Annotated in this window: 22 protein-coding genes and 2 pseudogenes; 13 read left to right on the forward strand and 11 right to left on the reverse strand. The window is 66.5% G+C overall.

Going from position 1 to position 26,375, the window contains the following annotated elements; genetic code table 11:
* Entirely contained in the window at nucleotides 1-699 is a 699-nt protein-coding gene (locus AADZ78_RS01615; protein WP_085252099.1) for a YoaK family protein, read from the forward strand.
* A gap of 79 nt (nucleotides 700-778) precedes the next feature.
* On the forward strand, nucleotides 779-1,318 hold the full coding sequence (locus AADZ78_RS01620; protein ID WP_085253378.1) for a PE family protein: 540 nt from the start codon (nucleotides 779-781) through the stop codon (nucleotides 1,316-1,318).
* An 11-nt stretch (nucleotides 1,319-1,329) separates the two neighbouring features.
* Here AADZ78_RS01620 and AADZ78_RS01625 read toward each other — a convergent pair.
* A pseudogene (locus AADZ78_RS01625) lies at nucleotides 1,330-2,049 on the reverse strand (phosphodiester glycosidase family protein); the annotation flags it as partial.
* 10 nt (nucleotides 2,050-2,059) lie between these two features.
* A complete protein-coding gene (locus AADZ78_RS01630) occupies nucleotides 2,060-3,697 on the reverse strand; it encodes an IS1634 family transposase (protein WP_085248516.1) in 1,638 nt (545 codons plus the stop codon).
* Nucleotides 3,698-3,904: 207 nt separating this feature from the next.
* Here AADZ78_RS01630 and AADZ78_RS01635 point away from each other — a divergent pair, with 207 nt between their 5' ends.
* Entirely contained in the window at nucleotides 3,905-4,444 is a 540-nt protein-coding gene (locus AADZ78_RS01635; RefSeq protein ID WP_085253378.1) for a PE family protein, read from the forward strand.
* A gap of 11 nt (nucleotides 4,445-4,455) precedes the next feature.
* Here the strand turns inward: AADZ78_RS01635 and AADZ78_RS01640 are convergent, their stop codons facing one another.
* The 3 genes from AADZ78_RS01640 to AADZ78_RS01650 all read right to left on the reverse strand — a co-directional run bounded on the left by AADZ78_RS01640 (nucleotide 4,456) and on the right by AADZ78_RS01650 (nucleotide 7,779).
* Nucleotides 4,456-5,568: a phosphodiester glycosidase family protein gene (locus tag AADZ78_RS01640; protein WP_204081652.1), complete on the reverse strand. Its 1,113-nt coding sequence runs from the start codon at nucleotides 5,566-5,568 to the stop codon at nucleotides 4,456-4,458.
* A 79-nt stretch (nucleotides 5,569-5,647) separates the two neighbouring features.
* Entirely contained in the window at nucleotides 5,648-7,018 is a 1,371-nt protein-coding gene (locus AADZ78_RS01645) for a YhgE/Pip domain-containing protein (RefSeq protein WP_085248954.1), read from the reverse strand.
* 26 nt (nucleotides 7,019-7,044) lie between these two features.
* Nucleotides 7,045-7,779 (reverse strand): pirin family protein, encoded by a 735-nt coding sequence (locus AADZ78_RS01650; RefSeq protein WP_085248953.1) that lies wholly within the window; start codon nucleotides 7,777-7,779, stop codon nucleotides 7,045-7,047.
* Nucleotides 7,780-7,893: 114 nt separating this feature from the next.
* Between AADZ78_RS01650 and AADZ78_RS01655 the strand changes: the two genes are divergently transcribed.
* Nucleotides 7,894-8,802, forward strand: coding sequence for a DUF559 domain-containing protein (locus tag AADZ78_RS01655; protein WP_085248961.1), 909 nt, complete (start codon nucleotides 7,894-7,896; stop codon nucleotides 8,800-8,802).
* Between the two features lie 15 nt (nucleotides 8,803-8,817).
* Here AADZ78_RS01655 and AADZ78_RS01660 read toward each other — a convergent pair whose 3' ends face one another.
* The gene (locus AADZ78_RS01660) at nucleotides 8,818-9,804 is read right to left on the reverse strand and encodes a sigma-70 family RNA polymerase sigma factor (RefSeq protein ID WP_085248952.1); all 987 of its coding nucleotides are present in this window, start codon (nucleotides 9,802-9,804) and stop codon (nucleotides 8,818-8,820) included.
* Between the two features lie 61 nt (nucleotides 9,805-9,865).
* On the opposite strand from AADZ78_RS01660, the gene AADZ78_RS01665 reads away from it, so the two are divergent.
* From AADZ78_RS01665 to AADZ78_RS01680, 4 genes are read left to right on the forward strand one after another with little or no spacing between them, the layout of a single operon-like run.
* A complete protein-coding gene (locus AADZ78_RS01665) occupies nucleotides 9,866-10,705 on the forward strand; it encodes an alpha/beta hydrolase (RefSeq protein WP_085248960.1) in 840 nt (279 codons plus the stop codon).
* Between the two features lie 34 nt (nucleotides 10,706-10,739).
* A complete protein-coding gene (locus AADZ78_RS01670) occupies nucleotides 10,740-11,489 on the forward strand; it encodes a DUF2786 domain-containing protein (RefSeq protein WP_085248951.1) in 750 nt (249 codons plus the stop codon).
* A complete protein-coding gene (locus AADZ78_RS01675; protein WP_085248950.1) occupies nucleotides 11,486-12,007 on the forward strand; it encodes a TIGR04338 family metallohydrolase in 522 nt (173 codons plus the stop codon). The genes AADZ78_RS01670 and AADZ78_RS01675 overlap by 4 nt, the downstream gene beginning before the upstream one ends.
* A 29-nt stretch (nucleotides 12,008-12,036) precedes the next feature.
* Nucleotides 12,037-14,106, forward strand: coding sequence for a beta-glucosidase (locus AADZ78_RS01680; RefSeq protein ID WP_204903532.1), 2,070 nt, complete (start codon nucleotides 12,037-12,039; stop codon nucleotides 14,104-14,106).
* A 21-nt stretch (nucleotides 14,107-14,127) separates the two neighbouring features.
* Here the strand turns inward: AADZ78_RS01680 and AADZ78_RS01685 are convergent, their stop codons facing one another.
* The 3 genes and pseudogenes from AADZ78_RS01685 to AADZ78_RS01695 all read right to left on the reverse strand — a co-directional run bounded on the left by AADZ78_RS01685 (nucleotide 14,128) and on the right by AADZ78_RS01695 (nucleotide 18,077).
* Complete coding sequence (locus AADZ78_RS01685) at nucleotides 14,128-14,289, reverse strand: metallothionein (protein ID WP_139828501.1); 162 nt, start codon at nucleotides 14,287-14,289, stop codon at nucleotides 14,128-14,130.
* A gap of 201 nt (nucleotides 14,290-14,490) precedes the next feature.
* Nucleotides 14,491-14,705: pseudogene (locus AADZ78_RS01690) on the reverse strand (nitronate monooxygenase); the annotation flags it as partial.
* Between the two features lie 12 nt (nucleotides 14,706-14,717).
* Nucleotides 14,718-18,077, reverse strand: a complete 3,360-nt coding sequence (locus AADZ78_RS01695) for a PE family protein (protein ID WP_085248948.1) — start codon at nucleotides 18,075-18,077, stop codon at nucleotides 14,718-14,720.
* A gap of 206 nt (nucleotides 18,078-18,283) precedes the next feature.
* On the opposite strand from AADZ78_RS01695, the gene AADZ78_RS01700 reads away from it, so the two are divergent.
* Nucleotides 18,284-18,724, forward strand: a complete 441-nt coding sequence (locus AADZ78_RS01700) for an SPW repeat protein (RefSeq protein WP_085248947.1) — start codon at nucleotides 18,284-18,286, stop codon at nucleotides 18,722-18,724.
* Between the two features lie 67 nt (nucleotides 18,725-18,791).
* Here AADZ78_RS01700 and ilvD read toward each other — a convergent pair whose 3' ends face one another.
* A complete protein-coding gene (gene ilvD / locus AADZ78_RS01705) occupies nucleotides 18,792-20,486 on the reverse strand; it encodes a dihydroxy-acid dehydratase (RefSeq protein ID WP_085248946.1) in 1,695 nt (564 codons plus the stop codon).
* Nucleotides 20,487-20,607: 121 nt separating this feature from the next.
* Here ilvD and AADZ78_RS01710 point away from each other — a divergent pair, with 121 nt between their 5' ends.
* The 4 genes from AADZ78_RS01710 to AADZ78_RS01725 all read left to right on the forward strand — a co-directional run bounded on the left by AADZ78_RS01710 (nucleotide 20,608) and on the right by AADZ78_RS01725 (nucleotide 24,443).
* A complete protein-coding gene (locus AADZ78_RS01710; RefSeq protein ID WP_085248945.1) occupies nucleotides 20,608-20,910 on the forward strand; it encodes a metal-sensitive transcriptional regulator in 303 nt (100 codons plus the stop codon).
* Between the two features lie 65 nt (nucleotides 20,911-20,975).
* Nucleotides 20,976-22,232, forward strand: a complete 1,257-nt coding sequence (locus AADZ78_RS01715; protein ID WP_085248944.1) for an MFS transporter — start codon at nucleotides 20,976-20,978, stop codon at nucleotides 22,230-22,232.
* A 118-nt stretch (nucleotides 22,233-22,350) separates the two neighbouring features.
* Nucleotides 22,351-23,394: a L,D-transpeptidase gene (locus AADZ78_RS01720; protein WP_085248943.1), complete on the forward strand. Its 1,044-nt coding sequence runs from the start codon at nucleotides 22,351-22,353 to the stop codon at nucleotides 23,392-23,394.
* Between the two features lie 116 nt (nucleotides 23,395-23,510).
* Complete coding sequence (locus AADZ78_RS01725; protein ID WP_085248942.1) at nucleotides 23,511-24,443, forward strand: L,D-transpeptidase; 933 nt, start codon at nucleotides 23,511-23,513, stop codon at nucleotides 24,441-24,443.
* A 79-nt stretch (nucleotides 24,444-24,522) separates the two neighbouring features.
* Here the strand turns inward: AADZ78_RS01725 and AADZ78_RS01730 are convergent, their stop codons facing one another.
* Nucleotides 24,523-26,346 carry a hypothetical protein gene (locus AADZ78_RS01730; protein WP_085248941.1) on the reverse strand — a complete coding sequence of 608 codons (1,824 nt, stop codon included), beginning with the start codon at nucleotides 26,344-26,346 and terminating at the stop codon, nucleotides 24,523-24,525.
* Between the last annotated feature and the right edge of the window lie 29 nt (nucleotides 26,347-26,375).

Below are 26,375 nucleotides of genomic sequence, written 5' to 3' on the forward strand. Positions count from 1 at the left end.
ATGGCCATCAGCTCGCCGGTATTCCACCGCCTGACGATTGCTGCGCTATTGCTGCTGACCTTCGCGACCGGATTGGCCGACGCGATCAGCGTCTTGGTGCTGGGGCATGTCTTCGTCGCCAACATGACGGGAAACGTGATCTTTCTCGGATTCTGGTTCGTGAAATCCAATATCGATCTGACCGCCGGGATCGTGGCCTTTGCCGGATTTGTCATCGGCGCGGTCATTGGTGGCCGCCTGTTGCGAATGCTCAGCCATAACCCGCGGCGGTGGATCACCACCGTGCTTGGCATCGAGGTTTGCAACCTATTGGTGCTGTCGATTCTGGCCGGCGCGGGGGTTCTGCACTACTACGACAACACCAAGCTTTTTCTGCTGGGTGGGCTCGCGGTGACCTTCGGTATGCAGAACGCCAGCGCGCGCGAATTCGGCATTCAGGAACTCAGCACCACGGTGTTGACGTCAACGATCGTCTCCCTCGGGGCGGACAGCCGACTTGCTGGCGGCGGTGGCCATCGAGAAGGCTTGCGCTACAGCGTCGTTGCGTCGATGTGCGGCGGCGCCATACTGGGCGCGACGCTTTCGAGGGTGACCGTGGCACCGGTTCTTACGCTGGCAGCCGCGGTGATCGCGGTGAGCATGGTGATCTTCCGGTTCGGACCGGCCGATCGCAAAACGCCTGAGGCATTTACTAGTTGAGGCTGCAACGCACCATAGGACAAAATGATCTTCTACACCGAAATATCGACCGGCGATACCGAATCTGGGGGAGGCAGACATGTCGTTTGTAGTGACAGTGCCGCAGGTGATGGAGGCGGCCGCAACGGATTTGGCTGGCATCGGCTCGGCGCTTGGCGCGGCGCACACGGCAGCGGCAACCCGGACTCGCACCCTGCTGCCCGCGGCTGCCGACGAGGTGTCGGCGGGCATCGCTCAGCTGTTCTCCCAGCACGCGGACGACTATCAGAAGCTGGCCGGGCAAGCGGCGGCGTTTCATGGGCAGTTCATGCAACAGTTGACGGCGAGTGCGAGCTCCTACGCCAGCGCGGATGCCGCCAACGCGTCGTTACTTCAGCCAAAGACCGCCACCGCGGCCGCGGCCGCCGGCGCCGGTATCACCTGGTTGGACCAGATGAGCACCGCAATAAATAGCTATATCGATTCTCTGCTCAACCGAATAGCTCTCTTGTTCCTTTGGCCCTTCTGGATTCCCATAGCCCTGTCATATTTGCCGCTTTACATATTATTGTCGGCGTTCTTCCCTGAGGCTTTCCCGTTGACGGATTTTTGGAAGATATTCTTCTTGCCTTTTTTCTAGGCCGTTGAAACTTAGTTGAATGCCAACCAGCTGGGCAGCGCTCGCTCATGCGAGTCGCACAAGACCTGTCGGGTGTCGCACGAACCCTTTGGCGAGCCCGCGCCGGCCCACATGCCGCCGGTGTCGCGGCGCAACACGATCGCCGACGACCCACCGCCGTCCAGCAGGACCGCGGTGTCGCTGCCCAGGCCGCGGAACAGGTCCTGAATGTTGTCCGGCGTGTAATTGCCGCCCTCGAAGATGTACATCTCGTCGCGCTGCTTCACGTAGGCCAGCGCGGTACGCGCCGCACTGGGACCACCGTCATGCAGCTGCCCGGTGTTGCCGGGCGACAGCAGCCCGATCCCGGCCACCGCGACGAACTTCGCGTTCTTGTTGAGCAGGTCCTGGATGACCGGAGTGGCGGCGTCGTAATCCTCTCTGCCCTTGGGCCGCAACACATATGGTGCACCACCGACGGGAATGATCATCGTGGTAAGCGAACTCCAGCTCTCGCCCCCGCCCGAAAGACCTTGCTTGCCGGGATAGGCGACGGTGCCGGTGACCGCCTGGTTGGCTCGGCCCTGGCCATGGGTGTTGTCCACGAACGCGCCGAGCGGTGAACTGCAGCCGGTCGTGCGCCAGCTGCCGCCTTTCTGCGGGCGCACGTCGAAGAAGTTCGCGTTGATCGCGATCGTCGGTTGTCCCATCCGCAGCCACGCCTGCAGCGGCGGGTAGATCTCCTGAGTTTGGACATTTGGCTTAGTACCCGGGTTTGAAGCCGAGGTCGGTGAGGATTTTGCGCTCGGCCTCGGGGATCGCTGGTGGGAAGGTCTGAGTGGCGCCGTTGATGGTGATGGTGGCGCTGCGTAGCGGGCGTAGTTGTTTGACGACTTTGGCGATGGATACCCCGGTGCGCGATTGGATGACGTGAGAGACGGCAAGGGCGGCAAAGACGAGGGTCAGGTGAGCTTCGATGGCATCGCGCATCCGGTTGAACATGGGCCGCGCTTCGAGGTCGCTCTTTGACATCCGAAAGGACTTCTCCACGTGCCACAGCTCGTGGTACTTCGCGATGACTTCGGTGGCTGGCATCACTGTGACCGGCACATTTGTCACATACCCTTTCAGACCTACGAGGGATTGAGCCCGGGCGAGGCTGGCCTCGTCGATGGTGCGGTCATCGCCGCGGACCGTCACAAATCGGGCGGCCTTGGCCTGCCTCGTGCCGTCGACGATGGCCCGGGCGCGGGCTTCCTGGGCGGCCAGGGTTTTCTGGTCGCGGCGGGCTCGCTTGGCCGAATACGCCCAGACTGCCCGCCAGGCGCCCGGATGAGCTTCGGGGTCCCAGACTGGTTCAGCGCGCTTGTTGCAGTCGTTGACAGTGTTGTTGCCGTGCCGTGGTGTGACGGTGTCGATGATCTGCCCGTCGGTGAAAACATCGCCGTTCCAATGGAAATAGGACTCCAGATCTCCAGGGGCTTTGGTCATCCGGGACCCGACGATGAACGACAACTCCAAATCGTCGAGGGCCTTGAGGTTTGTCGCAGAGAGCATCCCGGCGTCAGCAGCCACCACCATCGGAATGCCGGCCAGGCGGTGGCGTTCGACGAAGCTGCCGATGATCGGAACGATGGTGGTCGTCTCAGCGGTGTTGCCCTCGAAACAGCCGATCTCCAAAGGCATCCCCATGCGGTCCACCAGCAGTCCGACGACAATTTGCGGGTCGACGCGGCGGTCCTTGCTATATCCGACCCGTCGCAGCTCATCTTCGTGCTCGGCCTGAAAATGAAGCGTGGTCGTGTCATAGAGCAACAGCGACAGGCCACCGCAATCACGGGAGTGCTCAAAGCATTTCGCGGCGACCACATCCCGAGCGGGACCGGCATGGATGCTGCGGACGTGGCGGTCGATCGTCTTATATGACACCAGCGCTGCCCCGAGATCGGCCAGCACCCGCAACGCGTCGATCTTGCTGGTCGGCTCCACGATCCGGGCGATCACCAGATCCCGGAACACCACATCGCCGACTGCGTCGAAACCCAGCCAGTCATACACATGGGCGAGCACGTCATAAAGCAGCCGCGAGTTCGTGCCCAGCGTGCGACCTGGCGGCACCACGGGTGCGGGGGCTGTGGGCTTGGGCTGTTCTGCGATCAGCGACTGCGCCCGGAAGTCGGCCACATCGGCCACCGATTGGGCGCGGGCGGAGACTTCGAAATCCAGGGCGGCCTGGCCATCGAGGACCATCTGCTGGGCCGCATCGAGCAGAATGCCCAGCTCAGCATCGGTATGCGCTGAACCCAGATGCGCCAGGATCACTACCCGGCCAAGGTCCTTGTGCGCCACCTGCACCGCCACCGCACCCGAGGCAGTGCGCACCTTCCGCACGTACGCCACCGCACGAACCTACCCGGTTAGTACCCCGAAACACCCACCCTCGCGGCCAAAATGCCAGGTCAGGGAACTACGCAGCGTCAAAATCATCGGAGGTGTCCAAACTCAGGCCTGAGGCATTTACTAGTTGAGGCTGCAACGCACCATAGGACAAAATGATCTTCTACACCGAAATATCGACCGGCGATACCGAATCTGGGGGAGGCAGACATGTCGTTTGTAGTGACAGTGCCGCAGGTGATGGAGGCGGCCGCAACGGATTTGGCTGGCATCGGCTCGGCGCTTGGCGCGGCGCACACGGCAGCGGCAACCCGGACTCGCACCCTGCTGCCCGCGGCTGCCGACGAGGTGTCGGCGGGCATCGCTCAGCTGTTCTCCCAGCACGCGGACGACTATCAGAAGCTGGCCGGGCAAGCGGCGGCGTTTCATGGGCAGTTCATGCAACAGTTGACGGCGAGTGCGAGCTCCTACGCCAGCGCGGATGCCGCCAACGCGTCGTTACTTCAGCCAAAGACCGCCACCGCGGCCGCGGCCGCCGGCGCCGGTATCACCTGGTTGGACCAGATGAGCACCGCAATAAATAGCTATATCGATTCTCTGCTCAACCGAATAGCTCTCTTGTTCCTTTGGCCCTTCTGGATTCCCATAGCCCTGTCATATTTGCCGCTTTACATATTATTGTCGGCGTTCTTCCCTGAGGCTTTCCCGTTGACGGATTTTTGGAAGATATTCTTCTTGCCTTTTTTCTAGGCCGTTGAAACTTAGTTGAATGCCAACCAGCTGGGCAGCGCTCGCTCATGCGAGTCGCACAAGACCTGTCGGGTGTCGCACGAACCCTTTGGCGAGCCCGCGCCGGCCCACATGCCGCCGGTGTCGCGGCGCAACACGATCGCCGACGACCCACCGCCGTCCAGCAGGACCGCGGTGTCGCTGCCCAGGCCGCGGAACAGGTCCTGAATGTTGTCCGGCGTGTAATTGCCGCCCTCGAAGATGTACATCTCGTCGCGCTGCTTCACGTAGGCCAGCGCGGTACGCGCCGCACTGGGACCACCGTCATGCAGCTGCCCGGTGTTGCCGGGCGACAGCAGCCCGATCCCGGCCACCGCGACGAACTTCGCGTTCTTGTTGAGCAGGTCCTGGATGACCGGAGTGGCGGCGTCGTAATCCTCTCTGCCCTTGGGCCGCAACACATATGGTGCACCACCGACGGGAATGATCATCGTGGTAAGCGAACTCCAGCTCTCGCCCCCGCCCGAAAGACCTTGCTTGCCGGGATAGGCGACGGTGCCGGTGACCGCCTGGTTGGCTCGGCCCTGGCCATGGGTGTTGTCCACGAACGCGCCGAGCGGTGAACTGCAGCCGGTCGTGCGCCAGCTGCCGCCTTTCTGCGGGCGCACGTCGAAGAAGTTCGCGTTGATCGCGATCGTCGGTTGTCCCATCCGCAGCCACGCCTGCAGCGGCGGGTAGATCTCCGATGCCTGCCACAGCCCTTCGCCGGTGCGGGCCCCCGGGTTGTGTTCGCAGCGTGCTTGGTCACCTTGGTGGGTGTCGACCAGCAGGTGCGGTTGAAGTCGCTGCGAAGCATTCTTGATGACCATCAGGTGGCCGCCGTTGTTCATCTCATACCAGTGTCCGGCACCGTTGAGCAGCGGCGTGGGATGGCCGGGACCGAAGTTGTAGACGAGGTAGGAGCCCTTGGTGGTGGCGATTGCCTGCTCGAGCATCTCGCGGCCGTCGGCGGCACGTGCGACCGGTCGTCCCGTGGCGGTGGCCAGCGTGGCACAGACAGCCAGTGCTGCGCAGCCGGCCGTCAGCCGACCCGCCAGTTTGAGGACGCGTGACAGCACGGTTGCCCTTTCGGCCCGAATCCTGATGCAACCATCAAACCATTAGTCACACCAGTAGCACTGTCAACTTTAGTAACAGCCCCGTGACGGTTCGGCCGCGCTGGAATTACGTTTGCTCGCTTGAGGTTTCGGCCGCACTTTCGCGTGCTTTCTCGCGCGCTTGGTGCTGCGCTTGGTGTTCCATGGCGATCGCCATCTCGACCGCGCCCGGAATGCGGTGGAAGCCCTTGCGGTCGTACAGGTGTGTGATGACACCGCCCAGCAATAGCCCGATGACCAGGCCGATAGCGGTCATGGTCAACGCCTGCGATAGGCCGGCGTCAGCGTGGCCGTTGAGGTAGAGCAGTGACCGCGCGCCCACGAATACCTGGTGCATCGGCTCGAATTCGGCCAGCCAGCGGAAGAATGGCGGCACGGCCTCCAGCGGTACCGTCGCACCCGCGGACGGCAACCCGAGGATCACGAAGATCAACATGCTGGCCAACAGTCCCATCGATCCCAGCACCGCTATCAGCGAACTGGACGTGATACCGACGGCACTGATGGCGAACACCCCGTAGGCCCACAGTTCCCAGCCGAGTGGAATGGGCATGCCGAGCCCGTGCGCTATTGCCATGTAGACACCCGAGGTGAGCAGGGCGAGCACCACCATCACTCCCCACTTGACCAACAACGTGCGGAATCGCGAGATGTTGACCTGTTCGGCGAAGCGGTAGACGGGGCCGAATTCGGCTGGTACATAACCCAACAACGAATCCACTAAGGTGCTGACCACGATGCTGCCGGTAAAGCCGGCCAGTAGCAGCAAGAGCGCGTAGTAGAACGCGGACAGACCGTTGCCGGTGCCGTTGGGCAGCGGGTTGTACACGGTTGACTTGATATCGATGGGGTTGGCAAGCCCTACCGCCGACGCTCCGGCCAGTGGCGCGCCACCGGTCTGCGCCGCAACTTCTGCCGAAAGTCTTTCGCCCACTTTGGTATTGGCCACCGCTAACGCCTGGGTCAGGGTCTGGCCGGCGATGCTTGATCCCAGCGTTCCCGCGCGCGGGTTGGTGGAGACGGTGATCGTCGGCCGATCCGCGCGGGTCGCCGTCAACGCGCTCGCCCCGAACTCCCGCAGTGACGACGAAAAGGTCGGCGGTATCACCGCCTCGGCGTACACCTGGGCCCGGTCGAGCAGCCGCTTGGCCTCGTCACGCGACACGACTCGGACGTCGTACTTGTTCTTGTCCAACCCGGCGACCAGACCGTCAGCGATCTGCCTGCCCGCTGGTCCGGCGTCTTGATTCACCAGGGCGATGGGGAAGTGCCGCAGGTTGGTGGTGGGATTCAAGATGCCGCCCAGGTACAGCGCCGCCAGCGCCGACATCAGGGCCAATGTGATGCCGATCGGCGCCACCCAGAACCGTACGGTACGAAGCGCTTTTATGTTCCGCTTGGGGTTCGGAGCCGAGTGGCGCGGCCGCGATTGAGACATGCTGGCTCCTGTCTGTCGTGGCCACTCTATGTTGCCGAACCACCCAGCTTGCTGTGCATCTCCCAGATCAGCACTTCCGACGGCTCGTCTGCCGTCAGCAGCCGGGCGTCGGCGTCGGTGAACCGCACCGCATCTCCCTCATTGAGGGTGTCGGCGCCCTCTAAGGTGAGCCGGCCACGTGCGACGAAGATGTGCAGATATGGCGCTGAAGGCACGCTGACGGCGTCGCTCGGTTCTAGCCGGGCGCCGTGCAGGGCCGCGCTGTGGTTATGCAGGGTGATCGCTGCGTCGAGTCCGGGGATGCCCGACGCGATGGTCACCAGGCCCCCGCTCAGCAGCTTGTCGCCGATTTCATGTTGCTGGTAGCTCGGGGAGATGCCGGTGGTGTCGGGGATTACCCACATCTGTACGAAATGCACTGGCTCCGTGGCCGAGTTGTTGATCTCCGAATGCAGAATTCCGCTGCCGGCCGACATACGTTGGGCCAGCCCAGGATAGATCACTCCGTGATTGCCCGTGGAATCCTGGTGTGCCAGTGCACCACTGAGCACCCAGGTCACGATCTCCATGTCACGATGCGGGTGGGTATCAAAACCTGCCGCCGGTGCCACGACGTCGTCGTTGTTGACCAGAAGCAGCCCGTGGTGGGTGTTGGCCGGATCGTAGTGGTCGCCGAACGAGAACGAGTGTCGGGAGTTAAGCCAGGAAGTGGTTGTGACGGCGCGGTCGGCGGCGCGCCTGATCTCTACCGTAGCCGGCATGAGTTCAGGCTAGTCGTTGCCGAGTGTGGGGTTGAGGCACGTTTATCCACAGAAGGCGTGGCAGAAGCCCACATTCGGCAGCTGCTGTCGGTCGACGCTGAAAACCTGTGCGCCATGGCGCAGGATTGGCCGTTCGTCGGCACGGAGGCGCTGTCAGCGGGGCTGGTGACCAGACGGACGCTGCGCAGCCGCCATGAGATGGTCTATCGCAATGTCTACCTGCCCAAAGGTCAATCCCCCACGCCCGTGACCCGGGCAGTCGCCGCGTGGCTGTGGTCGGGCCGGAATGCCACCGTTGCCGGGTTGTCTGCTGCCGCCCTCCACGGTTCACGTTGGATCGACCCACGGCTGCCTGCGGAGCTGAATCGAGCTGAGGCGTGCAGCGGTTCAATCGTCATCCACCGCGAGCAGCTCTGCGACGACGAGATCGGCGTTGTCCGGGGCATTCCGGTGACGACCCCGGCGCGGACGGCCTTCGACCTGGGCCGGCGCAAGGGGCTCAACACCGCTGTCATTCGGCTCGACGCACTGGCGCATGCGACCCGTCTGAACCCGGTAGATATCGAAGCGGTCGCGGACCGGCATCGCGGATCGCGGGCCATTGTCCAGTTGCGGCAGGTGCTGGATCTGATGGACGGGGGTGCTGAATCGCCGCAGGAAACCCGGACCCGGCTGCTCCTGGTGCGCGCTGGCCTCCCTAAACCGCAGACGCAGATCGTGATCGGCGACAGGTTCGGTATTCCGTTCGCCCGGCTGGATATGGGCTACGAAGAATGCAAGGTAGGTGTGGAGTTCGACGGTGCCCAACACTGGACCGACCCCGCCCAACGCACGGCTGACATCGACCGCTCCGCGGAGCTGAGCACACTCGGTTGGCGGATCGTCCGGGTCAGCAGCGACCTGTTGCGATACCGGCCCGCTGTCGTAGTCGCGCGCACCTGTGCCGCGCTGCGTGCCGCGGGTTGTTCGTGGCTTGGCGAGTGTGGGATTGATGCACGCTTTCTGCGCGGAAACGTGGCATGAGCCCACGTTCGGCGGTCAAAGGCGTTCGGGCAGACCGAATTTCGGGAACAACGTGTCGTCAAGAAAGGCCACCACATGCGACACTCGGTCGGCGGTCATGTCCAACACGTGGAGCTGAAAGGGTAAGTGCGCATCTCCGGTGCGCATATACATCGCGGCGGCGGGCTGGCCGTTGGCGACCAACGGGATCATGCACATATCGCCGGAAGATTCGGCAGGGCACTGCTGGCGAATAAGGGTGACGATGTTCTGCGCGCCTTGATACCAGCCTGTGTACGGCGGCATTTCCCAGATCGCTTCGGCGGTGAATAGCTCTACCAGCCGGTCGATGTCATAGGTCTCGAACGCCGCTATGTAGCGGGCCAGCAGATCCTGCGCCTCGGGTGACTCCGGGGCCATCAGCCGATCCTCGGTGCTGGGCCGGACGGATTCCAGTTGGGATCGGGCCCGCTGTAGCAGGCTGTTGACGGCGACCGGGGTCGCACCGATCGCGTCGGCCACCTCGGCGGCCTTCCACTGCAGCACGTCGCGCAGCAACAGCACCGCCCGCTGCCGAGGTGACAGGTGCTGCAGCGCGGCCACGAATGCCAACCGCACCGATTCCCTGGAGCCGACGATCGTTGAGGGATCGGCGGCGTCGTCCGCTACGTCCGGCAGCGGCTCCAGCCATGGCACCTCGGTGCGTTCCATCAGCTCCCCGGTCGGGTCCGAGCTGGGCGCTCCCAGACCCGTCGGCAACGGGCGGCGCTGCCGACCCTCCAATGCACTCAAGCAGGTATTGGTGGCGATCCGGTGCAGCCACGTCCGTACCGAAGACTTTCCCTCGAACCGGTCGTAGGCCTTCCAGGCCCTCAGCAGGGTCTCCTGCACCAGGTCCTCTGCATCGTGCAGCGACCCGGTCATTCGGTAGCAGTGCGCGAGCAGTTCGCGCCGGTACGGCTCAGCATGGGCGGAGAAGTCGCCACCGAGCTCGTCTTGAGAATTCTGTGCGAGCACACTCACTCAAACGAGCCTACGCAGAGTCTCTGACAACACCGCGCGAGGAGCCATTACGCTGCCCATGATGACTACCACCCACACTGAACGAAATTTCGACGGTGTCGGCGGTGTCGACATCGTTTATGACGTCTGGACCCCGGACACCCCGTCGCGCGCGGTGGTCGTGCTGGCGCACGGTCTGGGCGAGCATGCCCGCCGCTACGACCATGTCGTGCAACGGTTCGGCGAGGCTGGGTTGGTCACGTACGCGCTCGACCACCGTGGCCACGGCCGGTCGGGCGGCAAGCGGGTCGTGGTGCGAGACATCACCGAGTTCACCGCCGACTTCGACACCCTCGTCGGCATCGCCACCCGGGAGCACCCCGGGTGCAAGCGCATTGTGCTTGGGCACAGCATGGGCGGGGGGATCGTGTTCGCCTACGGTGTCGAACGCCCGGATAACTACGACCTGATGGTGCTCTCGGCGCCGGCAGTGGCCGCACAGGACCTGGTGCATCCCGTCGTAGCGCTCGCAGCCAAAGTCCTCGGCGTGGTGGCGCCCGGCCTGCCGGTGCAGGAACTCGACATCGACGCGATATCCCGCGACCCCGAGGTGGTGGAGGCCTACATCACCGACCCGATGGTCTATCACGGGCGGGTGCCCGCCGGTCTTGGCCGGGCGCTGCTGCAGGTCGGTGAGACCATGCCGCGGCGGGCCGCGGCCTTGACGGCCCCACTGCTCGTGGTGCATGGCACCGCCGACCGGTTGATCCCCATCGACGGCAGCCGCCGGTTGGTCGAGTGTGTGGGATCCGCCGATGTCGAGCTGAAGGAATATCCCGGGCTGTACCACGAGGTCTTCAACGAGCCGGAGCGCAACCAGGTGCTCGACGATGTGGTCGCCTGGATCACCAAACGGCTGTAGCCCGGATGTCTTACCATTTGGGTACTTTGGCGCCATGACTGACGACAAGATGCTGTCCCGTATCGCCGCGCTACTGCGTCAGGCCGAAGGCACCGACAATCCGCACGAGGCTGACGCGTTCATGAGCGCCGCGCAGCGGTTGGCCACGGCGGCATCCATAGACTTGGCGGTGGCGCGGTCGCATGCGTCCAACCGGTCGCCGGCGCAGGCCCCGACGCAGCGCACCATTACCATCGGCACCGCGGGCACCCGCGGATTGCGCACGTACGTGCAACTTTTCGTGCTCATCGCGGCGGCCAACGACGTGCGCTGTGACATTGCGTCGAATTCGACGTTCGTCTACGCGTACGGGTTCAGCGAGGACATCGACGCCAGCCACGCGTTGTACGCCAGCCTGGTTGTGCAGATGGTGCGGGCATCGGACGCCTACCTCGCCTCGGGTGCGCACCGGCCGACGCCGACGATCACCGCCCGGCTCAACTTCCAGCTGGCGTTCGGGGTCCGGGTCGGGCAACGGCTCGCCGAGGCTCGAGAACAGGCCCGGCGCGAGGTCACCGAGGACCGTGGTCGTGCACCGGGAACCGCCCTCGCGTTGCGGGACAAGGAGATTGAGTTGCGCGACTACTACCGCAGCGCCTCGAAGGCGCGCGGTACTTGGCGGGCCAGCAGGGCCACGGCCGGGTATTCGTCGGCGGCGCGGCGAGCCGGTGACCGGGCGGGCAGGCGAGCGCGGCTGGGGAACAGTCCCGAGCTACCCCGGGCGCGGACAGCGCTGGACCGGTGACTGTGGCCGATGTGTCCCGACGAGACTCCCAGCGAGCCAGGGTATATGCGGCTGAGGTATTCGTCCGGACGTTGTTTGACCGTGCGGCCCAACACGGCTCACCCGCGGTGGAGTTCTTCGGTACCCAGTTGACGCTGCCGCCGGAAGGACGGTTCGGATCGGTGGCGACCGTTCAGCGCTATGTTGACGACGTGCTCGCGTTGCCGTCGGTGCGGCAGCACTGGCCGCAGGTGGCGCCGCTGGCGGTACGGGCACGGCGGGCGGCCACCGCCGCACATTACGAAAACCGTGACGGCGCAGGCGTTATCGCCGTTCCCGACCGCGATACCGCCGACTGGGCGATGCGTGAGCTGGTAGTGCTGCACGAAATCGCGCACCATTTGTGCCAGGTCCCGCCCCCGCATGGGCCGCAGTTCGTGGCAACGATCTGCACGTTGACCGAGTTGGTGATGGGACCCGAACTCGGCCACGTGCTGCGGGTCGTGTATGCGAAAGAGGGCGTGCGGTGGACTCCCTAGACCCTGACGGCCGGGCTCGCGAGGTCGAGATGCAGATGACCGACGACGAGCGATTCGCACTGCTGGTCGGGGTCATGGGGAAGAGTGAACTGTGGCCGCTGCGCGACGGGCGAATTCCGGAGGGCACCCCGATGAGTGCCGGCTATGTGCCGGGGGTGCTACGGCTCGGCGTGCCTGCCCTGTTGATGAGCGACGCCAGCCTGGGCGTCACCAACCCCGGATACCGCCCAGGTGACACCGCGACCGCGCTGCCGGCCAGCCTGGCGCTGGCCGCCAGCTTCAACCCGGCGCTGGCCCGCACCTCGGGCCAGGCGATCGCCCGGGAGGCACGCGGCCGCGGGTTTAACGTGCTGCTGGCGGGTGGGATCAACTTGACCCGCGATCCGCGCAATGGCCGCAACTTCGAATACCTTTCCGAGGACCCGCTTTTGAGTGGCATCATGGCCGCGGAGTCGATCATCGGCATACAGCAAGAACATGTCATCTCGACGACCAAGCACTTCTCGCTGAACTGCAACGAAACCAACCGGCACTGGCTGGACGCGGTCATCGATCCCGATGCACACCGCGAATCCGACCTGCTGGCCTTCGAGATCGCCATCGAGCGCGGGCACCCCGGTGCCGTGATGACCGCCTACAACAAGGTCAATGGCGTCTATGCCGCCGCTAACCAGGGCTTGATCACCGATGTGCTGAAAGGTGCCTGGGGATACCGCGGTTGGGTGATGTCCGATTGGGGTGGGACACCGAGCTGGGAGTGTGCGATTGCCGGCCTGGACCAAGAATGCGGGGCGCAGATCGATGCCCTGCTGTGGCAGTCGGAGGCTTTCAGCGACCGACTGCGGGCCGCCTACCGCGACGGAGAGTTGTCCGAGGAGCGGCTCTCGGACATGGTTCGGCGCATCCTACGCTCGATGTTCGCGGTCGGAATCGACCGGTGGGAACCCGCGTCGGCACCGGATATGGCCGCGCACAACGAGATTGCCTTGCAGATCGCCCGGCAGGGAATCGTGCTGCTGCAAAACCAGGGCGCGCTGCCGCTGAAACCCGGTGCGCGGATTGCTGTCATCGGCGGATATGCCCAGCGCGGCGTGCCGACCGGCTGCGGGTCCAGTGCCGTCGTCCCGCCCGGGGGCTACGCCGAGGTGATCCCCATCGGCGGGCCCGGCCTGGCGGGCGGCTTGCGCAACCTCTACCTGCTGCCGTCAAGCCCGCTTGACGAGCTGCGAAAGCGGTTTCCCAACGCGCAGATCGAGTTTGACCCAGGCATCAGCCCGGCCGAAGCGGCGCTGGCGGCGCGACGGGCAGACGTTGCGATTGTGTTCGCGATCCGCGTCGAGGGGGAGGGCGTCGACATCCCCGACCTGTCGCTGCCGTGGGGCCAGGATGCGGTGATCGCTGCGGTCGCCGCGGTCAACCCGAATACCGTCGTCGTCCTCGAGACCGGGAACCCAGTCGTCATGCCGTGGCGAGACTCGGTGAATGCCATAGTGCAGGCGTGGTATCCGGGTCAGGCCGGTGGTCAGGCCATCGCGGAAGTCCTGGCCGGACAGGTGAATCCGTCGGGCCGGCTGCCGATCACTTTCCCGGCCGATCTCGCGCAGACACCGCGTCCGGAGCTGCCACACCTCGGCGCCCCGTGGGGCACCCAGAGCACCATCCGCTATTCCGAAGGCGCCGAGGTGGGCTACCGCTGGTTCGCACGAACGAGCCAGAGCCCGCTGTTCGTGTTCGGTCACGGTTTGTCGTACACCCGATTCGACTACAGCGAGCTGGCGGTCACGGGCGGGGACACCGTGACCGCCAGTTTCACCATCATTAACACCGGCGACCGCGCCGGGGCGGACATCCCGCAGCTGTACCTGACCGCCGCTCCCATTGGACCGCGGTTGCGGCTGCTGGGATTCCAGCGGGTCGACCTTGCACCGGGTCAGGCCCATCGGGTAACCATCGCAGCCGATCCGCGATTGCTCGCACGCTATGACGCCGGGTGCTGGCGCATCGATCCAGGTGGTTACCGCGTGGCAGTGGGCGCTTCGGCGATCGACCTGAAACTGGCCGCCGAAGTCGAGTTGGCCGGTCGTGCATTCGGTCGGTGACGCACGACCGGCGTGCCCGAACTACTTGACTGGGACCAACTCGTCGCCGCAGGTGCAGCGGTAGGGCTCACCGGAGCCAGAGCAATGGCACTCGTTTTCAATTCGAACGCGACAGCCGCAGCCTTCATGGCCACAGGTCAGCACGGTTCCGGCCTCGTAATTCGCCATGTTTCTCACCCTCATCTCTCACGGGGGACCGAAGTCCCGCTGGTTGACTCGAGGCTCACTATACCCTATACGGGTATCTGGTAAACACCTGCGGCTAGCGTTTCGTTGGAATCGCGCAACGCGGGCTCAGGGGTTGCGGCAGAAAGCCCAGAGCCGGTGCGGTGCTCCCGGCGTCGCGCAGGTGCCTGACGAGCCGCTCAGACCCGCCAAACTTGCGTAGGGCAGCAACAGGTTTAGCGCAACGGCACGACCCGGCGCCTCGGCGCGAATCCGATCGATCGAGGCGGGTAGCTGGCGGGTTGTGGCCGGGCCGAGGAGGCCGAGGTCGCAGCCTTGGCGACTGCGACCGCCAGCGCTGCACCCGCAAGGCCGCCGCCCATTCCGGCCTGGCCGACCGGAACGTCGAGCCGGAGCCGGTCAAGGAGATCCATTCGAGGACGAGGCTAGAGGGTTTGGCCGTCAAGGCCGTCCGCGCCGAGGTCACCGGGGCCGCCGGTGACGCCGCCCGGTGGGGTGCCCTGGCCGCCGCCCCCTGGCTGACCGCCGTCGCCGCCTTTGCCGCCGGACGCGCCGTCGCCATCGCCGCCGTCGCCGCCGACGCCGCCGTCACCGCCTTGACCGCCGTCGCCACCGCTGCCGCTGCCGGACCCGCTGCCCCCGACGCCGCCGGTGCCGCCGTCGCCGGCCTTCCCACCGGCACCGCCGGCCTGGCCGCTGACGAGGCCGGAGGCGCCGGCACCACCGGCGCCGCCGGTACCGCCCTGACCGCCGGTGCCGCCGTCGCCGTCATCATCCCCGGTGCCGCCGACGCCGCCGGTGCCGCCTTGACCGCCGGTGCCGCCGTTGCCGACGCTGCCCGCAGCGCCCGCGCCGGAGCCGGCTTGTCCGCCCGCGCCGCCGGCGCCTCCGGTGCCGCCCTGGCCACCGGCCTCACCGGCGAAGGTGCTGCCGTTGACGCCGCCTTGACCGCCGGTGCCGCCCATGCCGCCTTGGCCGCCGGTGCCACCGCTGCCGTTGCTGGCACCGGCACCGGCCGCACCGCCGGCCCCACCGTCGCCGCCCGCGCCGCCCTTTCCGCCCTGGAAGCCCGTTTGGTCGGTGCCGCCGGTGCCACCGTCGCCGCCGTTGCCGCCCAGTCCGCCCGGGCCGCCATCGCCGGCGGCAGCACCGCCGGGGCCGGCGACGCCGCCGGTGCCACCTACGCCGCCGGCTCCGCCGGCGTAGCCAGCCGAGTTGTCTCCGGTGTCGCCGTCGCCGCCGGTGCCGCCGTAGCCGCCGCCACCGCCGTTGCCGCCGATGCCGCCCGGTGCGGCGGTACCGCCGGTGCCGCCGGTGCCACCAATTCCGCCTGCGTAGCCTGCCGAGCCGTCGCCATCGTCGCCGTAGCCGCCCGGGCCGCCGTAACCGCCCGTGCCGCCGTTGCCGCCGATGCCGCCGGCGCCAGGGGCGCCGCCGTGGCCGCCCGTGCCGCCGATTCCGCCGGCATAGCCTGCCCCGCCGTCGCCCGTGTCGCCCTGGCCGCCGCCGCCACCCTCGCCGCCGGTGCCGCCGTTGCCGCCGACGCCGTTGGTCGCGCCTGACCCTGGGGCTCCGCCGGTGCCGCCGGTGCCGCCCATTCCTCCGGGGAGGCCCGCCGATTGGCTGCCCGGGCCGCCATAACCGCCGCCGCCGCCGGTGCCGCCGGTGCCGCCGTTGCCGGCGACTCCATTGACCGAATCCCCGCCGGCGCCGCCGGTGCCGCCGACACCGCCGACGTAGCCGGGCTGACCGATGCCGCCGGCACCGCCGTAGCCGCCTCCGCCGCCGTCGCCGCCGTCGCCGCCGGCGCCAGAATCGGCCTGGACGCCGGAATCATTAAGGCCGCCTTCGCCGGCGGTGCCGCCCGCGCCGCCGTCGCCGCCGTTGGCGCCGGGGCTGTTCCAGCCGTTGCCGCCGTAGCCGCCGTAGCCGCCATCGCCGCCGTCGCCGCCGAAGCCGCCGGAATTGCCGGACCCAGCCTCGGCGTCGGCGCCGCTGCCACCGGCCCCGCCGGCGCCGCCCGCGCCACCGATGCCCGCGATGCCACTGGCCGGTTCGTCGCGTTGTCCCGGCCAGCCGCCGGTGCCACCGCCACCGCCGTCGCCGCCCATGCCGCCATTACCGCCACCGGAACCGACGTCGGGGGTGCCAGAGCCGCCCGCGCCGCCGGCGCCGCCGGCGCCGCCCGCGCCGCCATTGCCGTTGGTGCCACCGGGGACACCGGGTCCCCCGTCGCCGCCGTCGCCACCCAGGCCGCCGTCGCCACCCGGGTTGCCGGTGTGGGCATCGCCAGCGGCGCCGGCGCCGCCAGCGCCACCGGCGCCGCCAGTGCCGCCGGTGCCGTTGGTGCCGCCGCTCCCGCCGGTCCCGGCGACACCGCTGAAGCCGCCGAGGCCGCCCTTGCCGCCGTTGCCGCCGGCGCCGCCGCCGCTGCCGCTGTCCGGGGCGCCGGAACCGCCGTTGCCACCCGCACCGCCGGTACCGCCGTTGCCGCCGTCGCCGTTGGTGCCGCCGGCGCCGCTGTTACCTCCGGTGCCGCCCTCACCCCCGGAACCCGCGACGGTGCCATTGGCCCCGGTGCCGTCCGCGCCGCTGAGCCCGGCCCCGCCCGCGCCGCCGTCGCCGCCGCGTCCGCCGTTGCCGTAGCCGCCGGCCGATCCGCCCAACCCGCCGGTGCCCGCGGCCGCGCCGGCGCCGGCGGCGCCGCCGGCGCCGCCGTGGCCACCCATGCCGGCGCCCTTTCCGGGGCCGATTTCCAGCTGGGCGGCGCCGGTGCCGCCGGTCCCGCCCGCGCCACCGTCCCCGCCGCTACCACCACTGCCATTGACGCCGAAGGTGCCCGCGTTGCCGCCGGCGCCGGCGTCGCCACCGACGCCACCAGCGCCGCCGCGGCCGGCCGGACTGTTGAAGCCGCCGGTCAGGCCGTCACCGCCGGCCCCTCCAACGCCACCCGTGCCGCCGTCACCCCCCGCGCCGGCGCGGCCGAACATGCCGGCGGCCCCGCCGACTCCACCGTGTCCGCCGGCGCCACCGGCACCGCCCTCCTGGCCGGCCAAGCCCTGACCGCCGGCGCCGCCGGCACCGCCGAAGCCACCGGCTCCGGCGGTGCCGAACAGGCTGCCGCCGCCCCCGGCGCCGCCCGTGCCGCCCACGCCTCCGGCGCCTCCGGTCGCACCGGCGGCACCGGTTCCGCCGACGCCACCCGCTCCGCCGGTGCCGAACAGGAATCCGGCGTTGCCGCCGGCGCCGCCGGTCCCACCGGCTCCGCCTTGTCCGCCGATGCCGCCATTGCCGATGAGGCCAGCGGAGCCGCCGGCGCCGCCGGGTGCTCCCGGGTTGGTGCTGGCCCCACCGTTGCCGCCGTTGCCATACAAGATGCCGCCCGCCCCGCCAGCGGTCCCGACACCGTTGACGGTTGTTCCATTGGCGCCGTTACCGATCAGTGGGCGCCCCAGTAGCGTCTGGGTGGGCGCGTTGATTACCGCCATCAGCCCGTCCGCTGCGTTGGTGGCCTCGGCGGCGATATACGAATTTGCGCCCGCCAGCAGGTTGCTCGTGAACTGGTCATGAAAGGCCGCCGCCTGCCGGGCCAGCATCTGATAATCCGTCGCGTGGTGGGAAAACAGTGCCGCGATTGCTGTCGATACCTCGTCGGCCGCCGCGCTGGCCACGTTCGACGTCGTGCTGGCCGCCACCGCGTTGCCCTCGGCCAAAAGCGTGCCGATGCTCTTTATATCGGCGGCCATCGAGGCCATCATGTCCGGTGAGACCAGCACATACGTCATTAGGCACCTCGGTGTGTACTAACGGGCGGTTGCACGATGGTATCGCCGCCATGACGCCAGCACGTACCGTTTTGGAAATCGCTTGGCCCCAAGTCATCTGGCAAGCCGGATCGTTGCTGGCGTCGAGAAATCGAGCGTAATCTTGGAGCAGATGGATGGGTTGCAGAAGGCTTAAACCGCTTGCTGCATAACAGAAAGGTTGCAAAATGAGTACGGTCCATTCATCAATTGATCACCACCCCGACTTGTTGGCTCTGCGCGAGAGCTTCGAGCGCGCCGCCGAGTCGATGAGCGCGCAGATCACCTTCGGCCTGACGATGCTTGCAGGGCTGTATGTGGCTGCGTCCCCGTGGATCGTTGGTTTCAACGACACGAGACGGCTCGCCGGGTGCGACCTCATCGTCGGGATCGCGGTCGCATACCTGGCCTACGGGTTCGCTTCGGCGCTGGACCGCACGCACGGCATGACCTGGACGATGCCGGTGCTCGGTGTATGGCTCATCTTCTCGCCGTGGATTCTGCAAGGAATCACGCGGACGGCGGGCATGATGTGGTCGCACATCCTCGCCGGTGCGTTGGTGGCCTTCTTGGGCTTGACCGCCACCTACTTCGGCATGCGCACGCGCTCGACGGCTACCCACGCGTAGCCACGAAGTCGGCTCAACGAGAAGACAATTCGTTAACCCTGGCCGACCGATCCCGGCCAGGGTGGGGTTAGCCGCACACCGCCCCTGCCGCGGCCGAGCCGACGAGTTTGACGTACTTGGCCAGTACGCCCGATTTGTAGCGCGGCGGTGGCGGGGTGAAATCTTTTTGCCGGGCGGCAAACTCAGCCGGATCGGCCAGTACCTCGAGCGTGCGCCCGGCCACGTCGAGGCGAATCCGATCGCCGTTGCGCAGAAACGCGATTGGTCCACCGTCGACCGCCTCGGGTGCGATGTGACCCACGCACAGGCCGGTCGTCCCACCGGAGAACCGGCCGTCGGTCAGCAGCAGCACATCCTTACCGAGGCCCGCACCTTTGATCGCGCCGGTAATGGCAAGCATCTCCCGCATCCCAGGCCCACCTTTGGGGCCCTCGTAGCGGATCACCACGGCGTCCCCCTCGGTGATGGTGCCGTCTTCGAGTGCGTCCAGTGCGGCCCGCTCGCCGTCGAAAACCCTTGCGGTGCCTTCGAACACCTCGGAGTCGAAACCGGCGGACTTGACCACCGCGCCTTCCGGCGCCAGCGATCCGCGCAGGATGGTGATCCCCCCGGTCGGATGGATCGGATTGTCCAGCGCACGCAACACCTTGCCGTCCGGGTCCGGCGGGGCAATGGAGGCGAGATTCTCGGCCACCGTCTGACCGGTGACCGTCAGGCAGTCACCGTGCAGCAGACCGGCATCCAGCAACACCTTCATCACCACCGGGACACCGCCGATATGGTCGACGTCGATCATCACGTAGTTGCCAAACGGCTTGACGTTGGCCAAATGCGGCACTTTGGAACCGATTCGGCTGAAGTCGTCGAGGGACAGCGCGACGTCTGCTTCTTGGGCGATTGCCAGCAGGTGCAGCACCGCGTTGGTTGATCCGCCGAATGCCATCACTACCGCGATTGCGTTTTCGAACGCCTCCTTGGTCAGGATGTCGCGGGCGGTGATGCCGCGGCGCAGCAGTTCGATGACGGCCTGACCGCTGCGACGTGCGAACCCATCGCGACGGCGGTCGGTCGCCGGCGGTGCCGCACTGCCCGGCAACGACATGCCAAGTGCCTCTGCGGCGCTGGCCATGGTGTTGGCGGTGTACATGCCGCCGCAAGCCCCCTCGCCGGGACAGAAGACCCGCTCGATGGCGTCGACATCCGCTCGGCTCATCAATCCTCGAGAGCATGCTCCCACCGCCTCGAAGGCGTCGATGATCGTGACCTCGCGTTCGCTGCCGTCGGAAAGCTTGGCCCGCCCGGGCAATGTCGAGCCCGCGTAGAGGAACACCGCCGCCAAATCGAGACGCGCTGCGGCCATGAGCATTCCGGGCAGCGATTTGTCGCATCCGGCCAGCAGCACCGAGCCGTCGAGTCGCTCGGCCTGCATGACGGTTTCGACGCTGTCGGCGATCACCTCACGCGACACCAGGGAGAAGTGCATGCCCTCGTGTCCCATCGAGATGCCGTCGGACACCGAGATCGTCCCAAACTCAAGCGGATAGCCGCCCGCCGCGAACACCCCTTCCTTGACTGCCTTGGCCAGCCGGTCCAGTGAGAGATTGCACGGCGTGATCTCGTTCCACGACGACGCGACCCCGATCTGCGGCTTGGCGAAGTCTTCGTCGCCCATGCCTACCGCCCGCAACATGCCACGGGCGGCGGCCTTCTCCAGGCCGTCGGTGACGTCACGACTGCGGGGTTTGATATCGGCTTCGGGCATGGCCCAATTATGCGGTGCAGCGTCCTCCCAGAAAAACCCGCACAATCCAAGGTTAATACCCCATTGGGGTATTAGGGTAAGATGCGAGTATCACGCGCGCCCGGCCGGCATTTGGAGAGTGATGACAGCACCACACGGATACACGCAGCAGAAGGACAACTACGCCAAGCGGCTGCGTCGCATCGAAGGTCAAGTGCGCGGCATCGCGCGCATGATCGACGAGGACAAGTACTGTATTGACGTCCTCACCCAGATCAGCGCCGTCAACAGCGCCTTGCGGTCGGTGGCGCTGAACCTGCTGGACGAGCACCTGAGTCATTGCGTCACGCGTGCCGTGGCCGAGGAGGGGCTTGAGGCCCCGGAAAAGGGCCGAGCCAAGCTCGCCGAAGCCTCCGCGGCTATCGCGCGTCTGGTCCGTTCCTGACCGCCTCGGGCGTGTTGCGTAGCGGCCGTCGCCGGGGTGCGTACGGTTGACAACAGTCCCACGCTATGACCGCCGAACCCGCTGCCGCCGCAACTGCCACACGTCCGTGGACGCCACGGACCGCTGCGCAGCTGGCCGTGCTGGCCGCGGCGGCTTTCATCTATGTCACCGCCGAAATACTCCCGGTGGGCGCGCTGTCGGCGATCTCGCGCAACCTAAATGTCAGCCTGGTTTTGGTGGGGACGCTGTTGTCCTGGTATGCGCTGGTCGCGGCGCTGACGACGGTGCCGCTGGTGCGCTGGACCGCGCACTGGCCGCGGCGGCGGGCGTTGGTCATGAGCTTGGTGTGTCTGACCGTTTCTCAGCTCGTCTCGGCGCTGGCGCCTAATTTCGCGGTGCTGGCCGCCGGTCGGGTGCTCTGCGCGGTCACGCACGGCCTGCTGTGGTCGGTTATCGCCCCGATCGCCACCCGGCTGGTGCCGCCCAGTCACGCTGGGCGTGCGACGACGTCGATCTACATCGGAACCAGCCTGGCGCTGGTGGTGGGCAGCCCGCTCACCGCGGCCCTGAGCCTGATGTGGGGCTGGCGGCTGGCCGCGGTGTGTGTGACCGCCGCCGCGGCCGTCGTCACGGGCGCGGCGCGGCTGGTGCTACCGGAAATGGTGCTGAGCGCCGAGCAGCTGCAGCATGTGGGTCCGCGGGCCCGTCATCACCGCAATCGACAGCTGGTTGTTGTCAGCTTGATCACCATGGTCGCCGTCATCGGCCATTTCGTCTCCTACACCTACATCGTGGTGATCATCCGACAGGTCGTCGGCGTGCGCGGACCGAACCTGGCGTGGGTGCTCGCCGCCTATGGTTTCGCCGGCGTCATCGCGGTGGCCTTGGTGGCACGGCCGCTGGACCGCCGGCCCAAGGGCTCGATCGTCTTTTGTATGGCGGGTCTGACGGCCGCGTTGGCTCTGTTGGCCGCGCTGGCGTTCGGCGCGCCGGGGACCTCGGCAGCGGCGCTGGTCATCGGGACCGGTGCGATCGTGCTGTGGGGCGGCATGGCCACCGCCGTGTCGCCGATGCTGCAATCGGCGGCGATGCGCAGCGGCGCCGACGACCCCGACGGTGCCTCGGGCCTTTACGTGACGGCCTTCCAGGTGGGCATCATGGGCGGCTCACTGGTCGGCGGACTGTTGTATGAGCGCAGCGTGGCGATGATGCTGACCGCATCGGCGGTCTTGATGGGGGTTGCGTTGTTGGGAATGGCGGCCGTCCAGCAGCTGATCGAGGTTGGGGCCAAGACTGCCGGGGCAATTTCACAAGACAAGTAAAAGCCGCAGGTCAGCGAGGCGCGGTGGTGCGCCGTCACGAGGTTGCGCGGTCGCTGAACGGGTAACAAGACGCCGTGCTATGCCAGACTGGGTCCAAATGTGACTGGAGGGATGTCATATGTCACGTTGGACAAAAGGGCGCCTCGTTGCCGCTCTGAACGCGGCCGGTGTGGTTGCCGTGCTGGTGCTGGGCACCGGCCCCGCCCTGGCGGACCCGCAGGACGCGCCCGCCGACCCCGGGGCGCTCGCCCCGGCCGATCCACCCGCGCCGCCCGACCCGTTGGCGCTGCCGCCGCTGCCTGACCCGCTCGCGCCGCCGCCCTACCCGCTCGCGCCGCCGCCGGTCGATCCGCTGGCGGTACCGCCTGACCCGTTCACGCCGCCGCCGGCCGATCCGCTGTCGGTGCCCGTGGGCCCCGTTGCCGGGCAAGACCCGACGCCGTTCGTCGGTGACCCGCCGTTCCGGCCGCCGACGTTCAATCCACTCAACGGTTCGATGGTGGGTGTGGCCAAGCCGATCATCATCAACTTCCAGGTGCCGATCGCTGACCAGGCACTGGCGGAACGGGCCATCCACATCTCGTCGATCCCGCCGGTGCCGGGCAAGTTCTATTGGATGAGCCCGACGCAGGTGCGCTGGCGCCCGCTGCAATTCTGGCCCGCCAACACCGCGGTGAACATCGATGCGGCCGGCACCAAGTCGAGCTTCCGGACCGGTGATGCCCTGGTGGCCACGGCCGACGACGCGACACATCAGATGACGATCACCCGCAACGGCACCGTGGTGCAGACCTTCCCGATGTCGATGGGCATGTCGGCCGGCAACCACCAAACCCCGAACGGCACCTACTACGTGTTGGAGAAGATGCCCACGGTGGTGATGGATTCCTCGACGTACGGTGTCCCGGTCAACTCTGCCAACGGCTACAAGGTCACCGTTTCCGACGCCGTGCGGATCGACAACAGCGGCAACTTCGTGCATAGCGCGCCGTGGTCGGTGGCCGACCAGGGCAAGCGTGACGTCAGCCACGGCTGCATCAATCTCAGCCCCACCAACGCGAAGTGGTTCTTCGACAATTTCGGTAGCGGTGATCCCGTCGTGGTGAAGAACTCCGTGGGCACCTACAACAAGAACGACGGCGCCCAGGACTGGCAGGTGTAGTAGCGCGACCAGACGCAAAAGCGCCCTTTTTGTGGCCAAATAGGGCGCTTTTGCGTCTGCTCGGCGGGTGGGCGTGTTGTGTCAAACTATTGCGAGAACGCGTCGAAGGGATGCATATGTCGGGCTGGGCGAGGGTAAGGCTCTTCGGCGCTCTGAAGGCAGCCGGTGTGGCTTCGGTGTTGGGCTTGGCGATGGTGCTCGGTGCGGGCTCTGCGCTGGCAGATCCTGATCCCGCTCCCGGTGATCCAGGGGTTATCCCGCCGCCGGCCGACCCGCCGCCGGTGGGACAGCCGTTCGTGGGTCCCGCAGCCGGAGAGGACCCGACACCGTTCATCGGCACGGCGCCATTCGGGCCGCCGAGGTTCAACCCCGCCAATGGCTCGACGGTGGGTGTGGCCCAGCCGATCATCCTCGACTTCCCGGCGCGGGTCGATGACGCGGGTGTTGCAGAAAGCGCGGTTCACATTTCGTCGATTCCGCCGGTTGCGGGCAAGTTCTACTGGCAGACCCCAACCCAGCTGCGCTGGCGCCCGTTGAGCTTCTGGCCCGCCCACACCGAGGTGACCGTCGACGCGGGCGGCACCGTGTCGAGCTTCCGAACGGGAGATGAGCTGCTGGCGACCGCCGATGACGCCACGCACCAATTGACGGTTACCCGAAACGGCGTCGTCGAGAAGACGTTCCCGATGTCGATGGGTATGGCAGCCGGCGGCCATCAAACCGCAAACGGCACCTACTACGTTCAGGAGAAGATGGCGTCGGTGGTGATGGATTCCTCGACGTACGGGGTTCCCGTCAACTCGGCGAATGGCTACAAGATAACGGTGACGGACGGTGTCCGGTTCGACAACAGCGGCAACTTCGTGCATAGCGCGCCGTGGTCGGTCGACGACCAGGGCAGGCGCGACGTCAGCCACGGCTGTATCAACCTCAGTCCCACCAACGCCAAGTGGTTCTTCACCAACTTTGGTCCCGGGGATCCCATCGTGGTGAAGAACTCCGTCGGCACCTACACCCGGAACGACGGCTCCAACGACTGGCAGATTTAGCGGCTTAGTCCGCGAGCAGCTGCAAAATCACCCTTTTTGGCACCAAAAAGGGTGATTTTGCGTCTGCTCGCGGGAGCACTTACAGCGAGGTCAGCGACAGCATCAGGTAGTGCCGTAGCAGCCGACGTGCGCAGTCGTAGACCACAAGGTTGCGCCTGCCGTCGAGGCTGTAGGCGGTGTCCACCGACCAAAAGGCGAACAAGCTGGTCGACAGGTAGGCGGGCATGTCCTCGCAGCGCAGCAATGCCTCGGCCACGTCCTCTAGCAGGTGCTTCACCGAGCGCGCGGCGGCTGCCGGGCTCATACCAAGCATGTCGTCGTGCCAGTCGGCGGGCGGGGTCTGATTTCCGTCCAGCGGCAGCGTCTCGAGCACCTCGGAGATCAGGGCGTGGATCTGTAGTGGCCGTAGGCAGTCGGCGGGCCGGTGCTGGTCCATGTCGGCGCGCCAACCGAGCAGCCGCTCGTGCAGCCGATCTGCTGACATCTCACGAATCAGGTTGCGTGCCCACTTTCGTGGTTCCTCGCGGTTGTCGTGGTACAGGATCAGATCCAGCGGGCCGTGCTTGTCGAACCGCATCAGCCGCCAGATCAGATCGAAGAATTCCTCTCGCGACAGGACCTCACCGTAGCGGATTGGCTGTTCGCGGTTGCGGATCGCTTGTACGTCGGGGGCCTCGGTGGCCGCCGAAATCCATTCCTCGAACCGCGGCCCGTCGATCTGCTTCTCCTGCAGTGGCAGCGGTACCGGGCGCTGCGGGGTGTCCTTCCATTTAAGGAGCAGTTCGGCAATCTCGTCGGCGGCGGCGCACAGGGTGGTGATGAATCGCTGCTGGTAGGAGTCGTCGGGTACGCCGCTGGTCAGCAGTTCACTCAAGGAAGCATCCGGGGTGTCGGTGAGATCGCTCACCAGACGCCCGGGGTTGTCGGCGACCCGATGGAAGGCCATGATGACGCAGCTGCGCGCGTTGCCGGTGGCGGTGCGGAAGCGGTGATGCACCAGGGAGCCGGCGGCGAATACGGTGCTCAGCGGCCGTTCCGAATCGCTGACCTCGACCACGGTCGGGTTGTCCTGGCCGCGGAGTTGCATCTGCGCGTCGAATACCTTGCGGATCCTGTCGGTGGTGGTGAAGATCGACGCATTTTCACTGGACCACGGCACCCCCGCCTCGTTGACGAAGCAGGTGCGGGCGAGTTTGTGGGTGCCAGGCAGGAAGGTGAAGTTCTGTCCTGCCGGTCCCTGCGCGGTTCCGCGGCGCCAGGTGACGAGGATCTTGTACTCGTCGTTGAACGGGGTGTTGTCGATGTGCAGCATATTGTCCTGGGCCAGGACCGACAGCGGCTCGGCGTCCTTGGCGCGTGCGTCGACCATCCTGATCGGCCCACCGACGGCATAGGAGATCAATGCGATCATCAGCGGATGCAGAAGCGGTTTGTTAACCGCCGGATCGGTCAGCAGTCCGACGGTTCGCCGCAGGTCCACGAAGCGATGGATGAAACTGCCGCTGCCCTCGCGGGCCATGATTTCGTCATAGCGCGCAACCAATTCCAGAAAAGCTTCCGGGGCAACGATGTCGGCGAGGACGACTGCGCCCTGCTCGGCCATTTGACCCATCAGGTTGCGTAGCGCCGCGGAGGTGCCGGTGGCGGTCTCTGAATTCTGGGCTTCGAGCGCGTTGGTGAGCTCCTGCAGGAGCTTGGTCCGGTAGGACTCCTTTGCGTCCAGATCGTTGAATCGCTTGTAGGCCCAGGCGGCGGGCAGTTCGTCCTTGGATACCAATTCCGGACCGATGGGAGGCGCGAAATCCAGGGGCAGGATGTCGTCGGCGATGAACGGGGTCAGCTGGATTCCGTCGGAATTGCCCGAAAGGGACTGTGTGGTCGCAGTCCGAACTCGTGAGCTCATGCGATTCTCCTGGGAAAGGCGATTATCAC

Source organism: Mycobacterium riyadhense, assembly GCF_963853645.1.
GTDB classification, from domain to species: Bacteria; Actinomycetota; Actinomycetes; order Mycobacteriales; family Mycobacteriaceae; genus Mycobacterium; species Mycobacterium riyadhense.